Source organism: Gemmatimonas groenlandica (assembly GCF_013004105.1).
Classification (GTDB): Bacteria; Gemmatimonadota; Gemmatimonadetes; order Gemmatimonadales; family Gemmatimonadaceae; genus Gemmatimonas; species Gemmatimonas groenlandica.
In genome coordinates this window covers 3933343-3945856 of the sequence record NZ_CP053085.1, presented here as the reverse complement: position 1 = coordinate 3945856, position 12514 = coordinate 3933343, and the positions used below count along the sequence as shown (strand labels likewise).

General features: G+C 64.8%; 13 protein-coding genes. 3 read left to right on the top strand and 10 right to left on the bottom strand.

Annotated elements, in window-relative coordinates; genetic code table 11:
• Positions 1 to 23 precede the first annotated feature (23 nt).
• Both HKW67_RS16810 and HKW67_RS16805 read right to left on the bottom strand, forming a co-directional pair.
• The gene (locus HKW67_RS16810) at positions 24 to 695 is read right to left on the bottom strand and encodes a Dph6-related ATP pyrophosphatase (protein WP_171226491.1); all 672 of its coding nucleotides are present in this window, start codon (positions 693 to 695) and stop codon (positions 24 to 26) included.
• 6 nt (positions 696 to 701) lie between these two features.
• Positions 702 to 1247 (bottom strand): YaeQ family protein, encoded by a 546-nt coding sequence (locus HKW67_RS16805; RefSeq protein ID WP_171226490.1) that lies wholly within the window; start codon positions 1245 to 1247, stop codon positions 702 to 704.
• A gap of 95 nt (positions 1248 to 1342) precedes the next feature.
• Here HKW67_RS16805 and HKW67_RS16800 point away from each other — a divergent pair, with 95 nt between their 5' ends.
• Complete coding sequence (locus HKW67_RS16800; RefSeq protein ID WP_171226489.1) at positions 1343 to 1600, top strand: GlsB/YeaQ/YmgE family stress response membrane protein; 258 nt, start codon at positions 1343 to 1345, stop codon at positions 1598 to 1600.
• A 62-nt stretch (positions 1601 to 1662) separates the two neighbouring features.
• On the opposite strand, the gene HKW67_RS16795 is transcribed toward HKW67_RS16800, so the two are convergent.
• From HKW67_RS16795 to HKW67_RS16775, 5 genes are read right to left on the bottom strand one after another with little or no spacing between them, the layout of a single operon-like run.
• Positions 1663 to 2592: a branched-chain amino acid transaminase gene (locus HKW67_RS16795; RefSeq protein WP_171226488.1), complete on the bottom strand. Its 930-nt coding sequence runs from the start codon at positions 2590 to 2592 to the stop codon at positions 1663 to 1665.
• Positions 2593 to 2626: 34 nt separating this feature from the next.
• A complete protein-coding gene (locus tag HKW67_RS16790; protein WP_171226487.1) occupies positions 2627 to 3415 on the bottom strand; it encodes an SDR family oxidoreductase in 789 nt (262 codons plus the stop codon).
• Positions 3415 to 3993, bottom strand: a complete 579-nt coding sequence (locus HKW67_RS16785; protein WP_230981043.1) for a cupin domain-containing protein — start codon at positions 3991 to 3993, stop codon at positions 3415 to 3417. The genes HKW67_RS16790 and HKW67_RS16785 overlap by 1 nt, the downstream gene beginning before the upstream one ends.
• A gap of 6 nt (positions 3994 to 3999) precedes the next feature.
• Positions 4000 to 4638 (bottom strand): NAD(P)-dependent oxidoreductase, encoded by a 639-nt coding sequence (locus HKW67_RS16780; RefSeq protein WP_171226486.1) that lies wholly within the window; start codon positions 4636 to 4638, stop codon positions 4000 to 4002.
• Positions 4635 to 5279 carry a hypothetical protein gene (locus HKW67_RS16775; RefSeq protein WP_171226485.1) on the bottom strand — a complete coding sequence of 215 codons (645 nt, stop codon included), beginning with the start codon at positions 5277 to 5279 and terminating at the stop codon, positions 4635 to 4637. The genes HKW67_RS16780 and HKW67_RS16775 overlap by 4 nt, the downstream gene beginning before the upstream one ends.
• Before the next feature lie 139 nt (positions 5280 to 5418).
• Here HKW67_RS16775 and HKW67_RS16770 point away from each other — a divergent pair, with 139 nt between their 5' ends.
• A complete protein-coding gene (locus HKW67_RS16770) occupies positions 5419 to 7104 on the top strand; it encodes a formate--tetrahydrofolate ligase (protein WP_171226484.1) in 1686 nt (561 codons plus the stop codon).
• A 7-nt stretch (positions 7105 to 7111) separates the two neighbouring features.
• Here HKW67_RS16770 and HKW67_RS16765 read toward each other — a convergent pair whose 3' ends face one another.
• The 3 genes from HKW67_RS16765 to HKW67_RS16755 form a co-directional block, all read right to left on the bottom strand.
• Entirely contained in the window at positions 7112 to 7744 is a 633-nt protein-coding gene (locus HKW67_RS16765; RefSeq protein WP_171226483.1) for a YigZ family protein, read from the bottom strand.
• Complete coding sequence (locus HKW67_RS16760) at positions 7741 to 9270, bottom strand: DEAD/DEAH box helicase (RefSeq protein WP_171226482.1); 1530 nt, start codon at positions 9268 to 9270, stop codon at positions 7741 to 7743. The genes HKW67_RS16765 and HKW67_RS16760 overlap by 4 nt, the downstream gene beginning before the upstream one ends.
• A 233-nt stretch (positions 9271 to 9503) precedes the next feature.
• A complete protein-coding gene (locus HKW67_RS16755; RefSeq protein ID WP_171226481.1) occupies positions 9504 to 11312 on the bottom strand; it encodes an ABC transporter ATP-binding protein in 1809 nt (602 codons plus the stop codon).
• A 211-nt stretch (positions 11313 to 11523) separates the two neighbouring features.
• Between HKW67_RS16755 and HKW67_RS16750 the strand changes: the two genes are divergently transcribed.
• Positions 11524 to 12510, top strand: a complete 987-nt coding sequence (locus HKW67_RS16750; RefSeq protein WP_171226480.1) for an acyl-ACP desaturase — start codon at positions 11524 to 11526, stop codon at positions 12508 to 12510.
• Positions 12511 to 12514 lie beyond the last annotated feature (4 nt).

Below are 12514 nucleotides of genomic sequence, written 5' to 3'. Positions count from 1 at the left end.
GGAATGTAGCCCCGGGACCGCGGTTATCGCGCCAGCAGATCACAGAAAGCGAACCGTTCGTCCCGAATCACGACGGGTCCCACACCACACGCAATGGACCGCGCGAAGATCGGACCGTCGGACACGAACGTGTGAAACTCGCCCCGCTCGCCACACGGGTCGACCGCCGGTGGAAGGTCAGCCAGCAGGGCGTCGTCGTAGCGGCGCCCGGCGAAGGACGCATCGAGCTGCTGCGTATCGACACAGACCAGATGCGCGACGAAGCCGTCGCGTACAAAGCGTTCGGCCAACGCCGCGGTGGGCGAACCCCAGAGTGGAAAGCGTGGGGTGAAGCCGCTCTCGCGTAGCGCCTGCTCGCGGTACGCGCGCACGTCCTCGAGAAAAAGATCGCCAAAAGCGAGCTCGGTCACCGCCGGGAATCGCTCGCGGATCGTGGCCAGTCCCTGCTGAAACGCGGCCTCGTAGGCGGCATTGCTGCACGCGGGCTGCAGCGTGATCTCCACCAGCGGCAGTCCCAACGCCGCCGCCTGTGCCTCGAGCAGGGCACGCCGCACACCGTGGATACTGATGCGATCGTAGCCGGCCGTTACACTCGTGAGGAGCGCGACCACCTGCACCTCCGAATCGGCCTGCAGCGCCTGCAACGCCAGACTGCTGTCCTTACCACCGCTCCAGCTCAACACCAGTTCGCGCATCGGACGTCAGCGCTCCCGAACCGACAAGGGTTGCACCATACCGCTCAATGTCGAGCCCGCCACGTTGACGAAGATGGTGCCATCGGTGACCGACAGCTCCAGCTTCATGCGCCGGTCGAGCTTCTCCGCGATGGCGTCAATCAGCTCACGGTCGAACGCGAACAGTTCGATCTGCTCGGCGCGGTGGATCTTCTCCCCCTCCCACTGCCGCCACAGCTGCGCCGGATCACGGTGCGTATAGACCACCACCCGTGGTGCCGCCTTACTGGCCTTGTGCAACCGCGCGGCGTCGGGCGCGCCGAGCTCGATCCACACCTTCAAGCTGCCCGTGAGGTCGCGCACACTCAGCGGCGGCTCATCAGGATCGGAAATGCCGCGGGAGAAGGCGATGCCCTCCGTGTACTCGAGACAGTAGGCCAGCAGTCGCGCCACGAAATATTCCGGCGATTCCGACGGGTGCATGGCCATCCGGAATTCGAGCGACTCGTACACACCGCGATCGACGTTGGCGAGCGCCACTTCGAACGCATACATCGTCGACGTCAGCGCCATTGGTCGAGCTCGTTTGCACAAAGCATGTCACGCACTACAACCTTCCTGTGTTCGAAATGAAACCCAGTGCACCATACTACCGTGGATACCGCAAAATGGATCTTCTGACCTGGCTCTTCGTGGGACTCGGCGCCGGCGTACTCGCTGCCCTGATCGTCGGGGGCGTGGGATTGTTTGGCGACATGATCGTCGGCATTCTCGGCGCGTTCGCCAGTGGTCTGCTCTTCCGCGAACTGGACGTCGCGCCGCCGTTTGCGGGTCTCGCCGGCGTGATCTTCACCGCCGGCATCGGATCGGTCGTGTTGCTCACGCTGTTGCATCTCGTGGCGGGCCGTCGAAGCCCCACCAGCTGAAACGCACGAGAGCGCACGCGACACCGACGTCACGTGCGCTCTCGTTGATCACCATCGCGCGATCAGTCGCGGCAGTACGTCAGCCAGCCGTGTGTATCGTCGACGCGACCATGCACGATGTCGAGATACTGCTTCTGCATCAGCGTGCTCACCTCGCCCGGCTTGCCCGCACCGATCGTGATCTTGTCGATGCTGCGCACCGGAGTGATCTCCGCCGCGGTGCCAGTGAAGAACACCTCGTCGGCCATGTACAACATCTCGCGCGGGATATGTGATTCGCGCACCGGAATACCCGCTTCACGCGCAAGCGTCATGATCGTGTCGCGCGTGATGCCGCCCAAGATCGTGCCGTCGAGCGGCGTGGTCACGATCGTGCCACCCGACACCAGAAACACGTTCTGCCCCGAGCCTTCACTCACCATGCCGCTCGGGCTCAGCGCGATGCCTTCGGCGTAGCCGTTGGCCAACGCTTCCATCTTGATGAGCTGACCGCTCAGATAGTTGCCGGCAATCTTCGCCATCGCGGGAATCGTGTTCGGCTCCACGCGATGCCAGGACGAGATGCAGGCATCCACGCCGTTCTCGAGCGCACCGGCGCCGAGGTACGTGCCCCACGGCCAGCAGGGGAGGTACACCTCGATCGGCGCACCCGTGGGCACCATGCCCGCCGTGCCGTAGCCGCGCACGACCATCGGACGGAGATAGCATGACTCCACACCGTTCCGCACGATCAGTTCACGCGACGCGGCGACGAGCTCGTCGATCGTGTACGGGACGTCCATGCGATAGATCTTGCACGACATCAACAGTCGCGTGAGATGCTCGCGCAGCCGGAAGATCGCCGGACCACGCGGCGTGCTGTACGCACGGACACCTTCGAATGCGCTCGAGCCGAACTGCACGGAATGGCTCAGCACATGGATCGTGGCATCCGCCCACGGGATGAACGCACCATCGCGCCAGATCCACTGGGTCTCGGCAATTTGGCTCATGTCGGAACGCTGCGGTAAAGAGAAAGGGGGAAGGCTACAGCAGCGAATGCACTGCGCCGCCATCCACCAACACGGCCTGCCCGGTCATGAACCCGGCACGCGTGGAACAGAGGAAAGCTATCACGGCGGCCAACTCATCGGGGCGGCCGAGGCGGCCGACCGGCGTTTCCGCGGTCCACCCATCGAACACCGACTCGCGGCTCTGCCCCGTACGCGTGGAGGTGGCGCTGGCCAACGCATCGAGACGCTCGGTGGCGGTGAATCCGGGAAGCACGGAGTTCACCGTCACGCCATCGCCGGCCACTTCATCAGCCAGCGTGCGCAGATATCCGGTGACCGCGGCCCGTAGACTGTTGCTGAGCACCAGCGATCCCTGCGGACGCTTCACCGCCAGTGACGTGATCGACACCACCCGTCCCCACTTTCGCTCGCGCATGCCTGGCACGAACGCCCGCGTGAGTTCGACGACGCTGCGCAGCAGCAGTTCACTGGCGCCAGTCCACGCCTCCCACGAGTGCGACATCGCCGCGCCGGTTGGGGGACCACCGGTGTTCGCCACCAGAATGTCTACGCGACCATGCGCCGCCATCGTCTGCGCGATCACGTCGGCAATGCCGGCCTCCGTGGCCAGATCGGCCACGATCGCCGTGACCGACGCGCCGAGCGCTTCGAGCTTCGCCTTCGCACTGCCCACCGAGGTGGCATCGCGCGAACAGATCACCAGCGTGCAGCCTTCGCGCGCGAACTCTTCCGCCGTCGCGAACGCGATGCCACGACTTGCGCCGCACACCAGTGCGACCTTTCCCGCGATACCGAGATCCATCAGCGTGTCCCGCGGAGGTAATCGTCGGTCTTGTCGATCCAGTCCTGCCGCGGCGGATTGAAGATGTCGACGTCGAGCGTATCCTCGAGCGCTTCGGCACGATGCCGTACGTTGCTCGGGATCACCAACACATCGCCGGCACCGACATCGGTGAACGTATCGCCCGGCGCATCGGCGTGTTCGCCGAGCCAGAAGCGCAGCGTTCCCGACAGCACGTAGGTGAACTGTTCGTTGATGTGATCGTGCGCCGGCACGATGGCACCCTTCTTCAGGTACACGTGCGCGAGCATCATCTTCTCGCTGTAGATCAGGCGGCGACCGATGAGCGGCGTGAGCTCCTCGATGGGGAGGTCATCCCAGTTCTGCTTGCGGACGCCCTGCGGAAGTTGCTCGGACATAAGATGGTCGGAAGAAAGTGGTGGAACGACAACGGGCATCGCGAGAAGTGACGCTTTTCGCGCCTCGGCGAGCCGATTCTCCTTACGCAGATCCCACAGCGCGTACAGACAGCACAGAATCCCGAACCCGAACACGAACATCGTGTCGAACAGGAACATCGGGTTGAGAAACTTCTCCACGCGTGATCAGCGATTGGCGGCGTACACCGCCTGTTGCGCGAATCGCGGCTCCTGAATTTCACGCACCAGCGCGCCGGCCAGCGATGCGCGGGAAATACTGCTGCGCATACCGACCGACAGCTCGGGCCCGATCTCCACGACGTCGGTGGCGGCATCGTCCGTGAGACGCGGCGGCTTGATGAGCGTCCAACCGGCCAGCTTGCTGTTCCGCACCAGGCGTTCCTGCTCGTTGCGATCTTCTACCATGCCGTCGTGCGCCGACCGCTGTACGATCTTGCGCATGAATCGCATGAACAGCGACACGTTGGACGGCATGCCTCCCGTCATCGCACCGGTGACCACCAGCACCCGCTCCTGCGCCTGCGTGCGCATGGCGGCGATGATGTTCTTGGTCGCAGCCGCACAGAACGGAATACGCGCGTCGTGGTGCGGACCGAAGAGAACAACGGCAGCGTCCGCGCCGCGCAGCACTTCACGCACGGCCGTGGGATCATTGAGTGATCCCACCACGACGGTGGACGACGTCGGCACCTGGTCGGAGGGCTTGGCCCGATAGTGCAACCGCAACGACATCCCGGCGTCGGTCGCGCTGGCAATAAACGCGTGACCCGTCCGCCCGGAAGCGCCGAATACAGAAACGATCATGAAGTCCTCTGTCGGATTGCGGCGGACGCCATCGGGCGCGTCGCTCGCACGGAGTCGGCGAGTCGGCGAGCCGACTGCCACGAACTACCCTCTGGGCGCCACGTCGTCAGTGAATCGGCGCCACGATATCCGAAACGCAGTCCATTGCAGATCGCCCAGCCCGGCTCTTGCTGCGATGCCGCGAGCGGCACCAGATCCCACTCGAGCACATCGCGCCGCACCCGCTCCCGCGCGATGAACCCGTCGGCCCGCCGATCGATATCCTGTTCGGCCACCGTGATCACTACGGCCCGCGCCACGACCGTGTCGCCGCGCATGGCCGAGGGCCGGAGTTGGTAATCGGCCAACAGCATCGATGGGAAGTATGTACCACCGCCATCCCCACAGGCAGCCAAGGAATCCGCCCGCGCGAGATCGCGAGACGTCGCCCCGCCTTCCCGCGACGCGTCGAGCCATGCGGACAGGGCCTGCTCGGCCTGCGTGACCCGCTCCGAGTCGGCGGCAGCCGGCGCCCGCTCCAGATCGGCCGCAGCCGACGCAGGCGCTCCCGCGGTTCCGGCTACCGGCTTGTCCGGCACCTCGGCGGCTCCACATGCCAGCACTCCCGCCGCCACGCCTGCGCGCCCCGCCAACCGCAGCATTCTACGGTATGTTCGGGGCGTGTGTGTGTCGGCAGGATGGACTGGATGGGGCATTCCCTCAACATGCATCCGGAACTGCCGATGCGGGAGCATCCGTTCCCCCGTGGTGCACCAGCCTCCACTTCATGAAGCGAGCCGTATGACCGCCACACCGCAGTTCGTCCCGTCGGATATCGAGATCGCGCAGCAGGCGCGCCTACGCACGATCACTGCGGTGGCGGCCGACCTCGGCCTGGCCCCCGACGACATCGACCAATACGGACGCTACAAGGCCAAGCTACCGCTCGCCCTGGCTTCGCAACCGCCCAAGGGTCGTCTCGTGCTGGTGACCGCCATCAGCCCCACACCGGCCGGTGAAGGCAAGAGCACCGTGAGTGTTGGACTGAGCCAGGCCTTCCGTCGCCTCGGGCACAACGCCGTGCTCTGCATGCGCGAACCCAGCCTCGGTCCGGTGTTCGGCGTGAAGGGCGGCGCGGCGGGCGGCGGCTACGCGCAGGTGCTGCCCATGGACGACATCAACCTGCACTTCACCGGTGACTTCCACGCCATCGCCAGCGCGCACAGTCTGCTCTCGGCAATGCTCGACAACCACCTGTACCACGGCAATGCGCTGGGCCTCGACGTCAAACGCATCACGTGGCCGCGCACGATCGACATGAATGACCGCGCGCTGCGGCAGGCGATTATCGGCGTGGGTGCCGGAAACGGGGTGATGCGCGAGGAGCGGTGGGTGATCATCCCCGCCAGTGAAGTCATGGCCATCGTGGCGCTGGCCTCCGATGCGGAAGACCTCGAGCAGCGCCTCGGCAACATCATCGTGGGCACCACCAGCGGGAAGGAACGCACCCCCGTTCGCGCGCGCGATTTGCAGGCGACCGGCGCGATGTCATTGCTGCTGAAAGACGCGCTGCGCCCGAATCTCGTGCAGACACTCGAAGGCGGTCCGGCCATTCTGCACGCCGGTCCGTTCGGTAACATCGCCCACGGCTGCAACAGCCTGGTGGCTACGCGCGCCGGTCTGGCTCTCGCTGATATCGTGGTCACCGAGGCGGGCTTCGGCTCTGACCTGGGCGCTGAAAAGTTCTTCGACATCAAGTGCCGCGCTGGCGGGCTCAATCCCGAAGCGGCGGTGCTGGTGGCGACCGTGCGTTCACTCAAGATGCAGGGTGGCCTTCCCAAGAACATGCTCGATCAGGAGGATCTTGGCGCGCTCGAGCGCGGGCTGCCGCATCTCGCGCACCACATCACGAACGTGCGGCAGTTCGGCGTGCCGGTGGTGGTCGCGATCAATCGCCGGTTGTCGGATACCGATGCCGAGTTGACGATGGTGGCCGACTACGCCGCGAAGTACGGCGTGCGAGTGGCACTCTGCGACGTGTGGGCGAATGGCGGAGCCGGCGGCGAAGCGTTGGCCCACGAAGTGCTGGCGCTGCTGGACTCAAAGTCGGCCGAGTTCCGGCCACTCTACGACACGGAACGCCCGATCCGCGAGAAGATCGAAACGATCGCCGCCAAGGTGTACGGCGCCGACGGTGTCGACTACTCGCCGGCAGCGGAGAAGTCGATCGCATGGCTGGAGCAGCACGGCATGGGCAACACGCCCGTGTGCATGGCCAAAACGCAGTACTCGCTCTCGGACGATGCGTCGAAGCTTGGTGTGCCAACCAACTTCCGCATGACCGTGCAGGAAGTAAGCGGATCGGCCGGTGCGGGCTTCGTGGTAGCCAAATGCGGCGACATCATGACGATGCCGGGCTTGTCGAAATCACCGGCCGCCGAGCGCATGAAGGTGCGCCCGGATGGCACGATCGAGGGGCTGTCGTAGAGCCGGCTCAGTCGGTTCGCGTGAACACGGCGGCGCCGCGCGTCGCATTCTGAATTGCGTGCTCCATCGCCGACAGGCGAATGCGTGGCACCCGTAGGCAAAATTCAGCGTCGACGTCGAAGCGCTGTTCGAGCAGTTCGGCGTCGAACTCAGGGAACAGCTGCTGGAGCGCCCCGATGGCGCCGTACCCTACGCGCACCGACAGTTCGACGCTATCCACGCGTTCGCCCCGGGGCATGCCCATCAGGGCCTCCTGCACCGCACCACCGTAGGCTTTCACCAGGCCGCCGGTGCCCAATTTGGTGCCGCCGTAATAGCGCGTGACGACGGCGGCGACTTCGCCGACACCGCTGTGCAACAGCACAGTCAGCATGGGGCGGCCGGCCGTGCCATGCGGCTCACCGTCGTCGCTCATCCCCACGCGATCGGTACTGCCCGGCGCTCCGACCACGTACGCCCAGCAATTGTGCGTGGCGTCAGGGAAATCGGCGTTCATCGTCTTGATGAACGCCTGCGCCTCCTCACTCGACTGAACCCGCGCGACGGTGCAGATGAACCGACTGCGATCGATTACCTGCTCCACGCGATGCTGCTGCGCCGGAACAGGATACCGTGCCGGATCCCCGTCGGCGTCGCTCACGCGTACGGGCTGTCTCCGCCGCCGCGCGAGGAGCCGCCACTGTTGCCGCCACCACTGTTGCCGCTTCCACCGCTGCCGCCTTGACCGCGATGCGGTCCACGACGGACACGGCCCGCCGCGCCACTCTTCGCGGCACCACCGCCTGCACCACCAGCGCCACCACTCGACGGACCGCGTGAACCGGCAGACGGTCCGCGCGATTCACTCGTCTTCCGGGCGGGAGCCGCTGGACGGCCACCCGACGGTGCCGCCGGACGGGCACCGCCCGACTGCGCGGCGCTGCGACGCTCCACCTTGGCAGCGGCACGCGCGCGGTCTTCCGCCTTCTTCTTTCGGATCTCCGCGATGCGCTCGGCCAACGGCACTTCGAGCTTGGTCTGCGGCTTGGCGCTGTAGTCGAAATCGGGTACCGTCACGCGCGGCAACGTCTTCTTGATCGCGCGCTCAATCTGCTTGAGATCCCCTTCTTCATCGGGCGACACGAACGTGAACGCTTCACCCGTCGCTTCGGCACGCGCCGTACGACCCACGCGGTGGATATAGTCCTCGGCGGCCAACGGCACGTCGAAGTTCACCACGTGACCCAGGGCTTCCACGTCGATACCACGGGCGGCGATGTCGGTGGCGACCAGCACCTGATACTCGCCGTCCTTGAATCCGGCGAGCGCCTGCGTACGCTGCGCCTGCGACCGGTTGCCGTGAATGCGCTCGGCCTTGATGCCGGCGGCCACCAGTTGCGCCGCCAGGCGGTTCGCGCGGTGCTTCGTGCGCGTGAACACCAGCGCCTGCGGCATGTCACCGCGCTTGAGCAGCGCGACGAGCAGACCGCTCTTGAGATCCTGCGCCACGGGATACACGGCCTGCGTAATGCCGACGGCGGGAGCCGACTGACGCTGCAGGTTGAGCGTGAACGGATTGGTGAGCAGATCCTTCGTGAGCGCGGCGATCGGCGCCGGCATCGTGGCACTGAAGAACAGCGTCTGGCGCTTCTTCTGCGGCAGATGACGCAGCACTTTCTTGATCTCGGGCAGGAAGCCCATGTCGAGCATGCGATCGGCTTCGTCGAGTACCAGGTACTCGAGATGCTCGAGCTTTGCGTACGGCATGCGGAAGTGATCGAGCAAGCGTCCCGGTGTGGCCACGATCACATCGGCACCGCTGCGAAACGCGTGTTCCTGCGGTCCCATGCCCACACCACCGAACACCGCGGCGCCAGTGAGCGGCGTGTGCACGGTCACGTCGTTCAGGCTTTCGACGATCTGCGCCGCCAGTTCACGCGTGGGCGTGATCACCAGCGCCCGCGTGATCCCGCGCGGCTTCTCCATGATGTGATGGAGAATCGGGAGCAGGAACGCATACGTCTTGCCGCTGCCCGTCATCGCGCAGGCGAGGACGTCACGCCCCTCCAGAGCCGGCGGAATCGCTTCGGCCTGAATCGGGGTGGGACGGGCAAAACCGAGCTCCTTGAGGCCCTTCTGGAGGCTCGGATGCAGTTGCAGCGAAGAAAACGACGGCGTTGAGGTCACGTAGGCGGGGCGCGGGTGGTCGAGCGGAGGAACCCCAATAACCTAACCGGCCACGGGTGCGAACGCCTGATCTCCCACCGGAAGCTGTTTGGTGAGGAACGTGTGAAAGCAGGCGGAAGTACCGCTACGATGCCGGAAGCGGTGTAGGCCGGCCACGCTGACCGTCGGCACCGGTACTTCCCCCGCCCCCACACGTTCGCCCCCAAACAGCTTCCCCGGCAAAATCCGCCGGTTCAGCCAGTGGCCAGAATTTCCTCGCCTGGATTAATGAACTGGTCCTGCTCCAGCTGATACTGCCGGTTGTACAGGTCACGGTAGCGTCCGCCGATGGCGAGCAGCTGCTGATGCGTGCCGCGTTCGATGATCTGACCGTGCTCGAGCACAAGAATCTGATCGGCGCTCGTGATCGTGCTGAGTCGGTGCGCAATCACGAAAGTGGTGCGGCCGGCGCGCAGGCGACGGAGCCCTTCCTGAATGAGGTGCTCACTCTCGGAGTCGAGCGACGATGTGGCTTCGTCGAGAATGAGCACACGCGGATCGGCCAGAATGGCGCGGGCGATAGCCACGCGCTGCCGCTGACCACCCGACAGCTTCACGCCGCGTTCGCCGACGATCGTGTCGTACTGCTGCGGGAAGCCGTGAATGAACTCGTGCGCGTTGGCGATCTTGGCCACCGCCATGACCTCTTCCTTCGTGGCGCCGGGCTTGGTGAAGGCGATGTTCTCCATCACCGTGCCGTCGAACAGGAAATTGTCCTGCATGACCACGCCCAGATGACGACGATAGTCGCGCAGCTTGAGCTCGGACACCGGCGTCCCGTCGACCTTGATCTGACCCTGCTGCGGCTGCGCAAAGGCCATGATGAGCGAGATCATCGTGCTCTTGCCGCTGCCGCTCGAGCCCACCAGCGCCGTAGTCGTGCCGGCCGGTGCGGTGAACGACACATCCTTCAGTACGGGCGTGCCTTCCTCGTACTCGAAATTCACGTGATCGAACTCCACGCGGCCCACGACCGACGGCACCGCGGTCTTGGTGGCGTCTTCCTGGTCTTCCGTCGGCATGTCGCGGAGTTCGCGAATGCGATCGAGACCCGCGAACGCCTCGGTGATCTGCGTGCCGATGCTCGCAATCTGAATGAGCGGCATCGTCACCATCGCTATGAAGAACACGAAGGTGATCAGACTACCCACCGTCATCTGGCCGTTGATCACGTCGCGTCCACCCACGTACATCGCGATCAGGCCGATCACGCCGACCACCGCGAGACCAAGCGTACCAGTGAGCGACGTGCCCGTGATCGTCTTGGCGATGTTCGCGAACAGCTTCTGCACGCCCTTGCCGAACACTTCCTTTTCGCGCTCTTCGGCCGTGTACACCTTGATCAGTCGGATGCCGCCCAGCGTTTCGGTGAGGCGTCCCGTCACTTCGGCCGTGATCACGCTGCGTTCGCGGAAAATCGGGCGTAGACGCTTGAAGGCGATCGACATCACCACGCCGAACATCGCCAGAAACACGATGGTCGCAGCCGTCAGGCGCCAGTTGAGATAGAAGAGCACGCCTAGTGCGGCGATCGCACTCACGATGCCACCGGTGAGCTGAATGAGCCCAGTGCCGATGAGATTGCGGATGCCTTCGGGATCGTTCATCACGCGCGAGACCAGCACGCCGCTCTTCGTGCTATCGAAGAACTTCACCGGCAGGCGGATGAGGTGCCCCTGCACCTCCTCACGGAGCCGCGCGATAGCCTGCTGCGCCGCCACGCTCACAACCTGCGACAAGGCGTAGCCGGTGATCGACTGCACGATGGTGGCGGCGAGTCCGGCCAAGGCGATGTACCCGAGCATCCGGATATCGCGGTTCGGCAAGACCTCGTCGAGCACTTTCTTGGTGGAGTACGGCAGCACGAACCCGGCGGCGCGGCTGATGAGCATCAGCACGAGTCCGACGGTCACGGACGTGCGGTGATCCCAGATCAGCGCGCGGGCCTCGGCCCAGGCGCGCTTGGTGTCGTACTTGGGCTTGCCTTTGGCAGGGGGCGTCATCCGCGGAATGTAACGCTGGATTCAGTCGGGGAAGCTGTTTGGTCAGGAACGCGCGAAGGCAGCCGGGAGTGCCGCTACGATGCCCGCAGCCGAGTTGGCCTACCTCGCTGGACCCATCGCAGCGGTACTCCCGCCCGCCCCCACGCGTTCCGGACCGTATGAGTTCCCCTGCGCTATCCACCGTTCGCCACCGTGGCCGCCGTTCGCAACCGTGGATATCTTTCAGATTATGTACTTTCCCGACAACGAAACTATCGCCAAAGTCGAGGTCCTCGCGGACCTTGAACAGGACGTCGCAGACCTGACGGTCGCGCATGAAGCCAAGCGCATTCTGTGGTTCCCGTCGGAACTGCTGGCGCCTGAGCCGGACACCGATCCAGACGCCTTCGTGAAACAGCTCCGGGAGCGCGCGAAGGGCATCAGCATGCCTGCCCGCGTCGCCCTGGCGCTCAACACGCTCACCGAAGAAGGCCTCCCCCACTTCCACCGGCTGCTTGCCACGTATCTGGGCGGCGACACGTTCTGGGCGAAGTGGACCAACCTGTGGACGGCCGAGGAAGACCGGCACGGGGCTGTGTTGCACGACTACGCGCACGACAGCAAGATCCTGGATAATCCGGTACTCGAGCGCATGCAGTTCGAGTATCTCAAGGCGGGCTTCGAGCCCACCTGGGACAAGGATCCGTACCGGGTGTTCGTGTACACCTCGCTGCAGGAGCGCGCCACGCAGGTCAGTCACGCCAACACCGGTAAACTGGCCGGCCAGTACGAGCCGCTCATCGGCACAGTGCTCCAGAACGTCGCCAAGGAAGAAGCGCGGCACTACGTGTTCTACCGCGAGATCTTCCTGCGAGTGCTGGCGCGTGATCCCAACCGCGCGCTGGAATCAGCCGCGTTGATCATGCCGAGCATCGACATGCCCGGTATCAGCATGCCGCACTTCCGTGAGATGGCCGACGTGATCCGTCGGGCCGGCATCTATGGTCCGCGCGACTACATCCGGATCGTCGAAGACCTCATCAAGTTCTGGTCGATCGACAAGCTCGAAGGGCTGAACGAAGCGGGTCGCAAGGCGCAGGAAAAGATCATGGCGATCACCGAGCGTCTCGAGCGCGTGGCCAACATGATGGAGACGCGCAGCCGCGCGAAGACGTTCTCGTTCAACGTGGCGTTCGCCCGCGAATTCGCGATGGAGTAGCAGA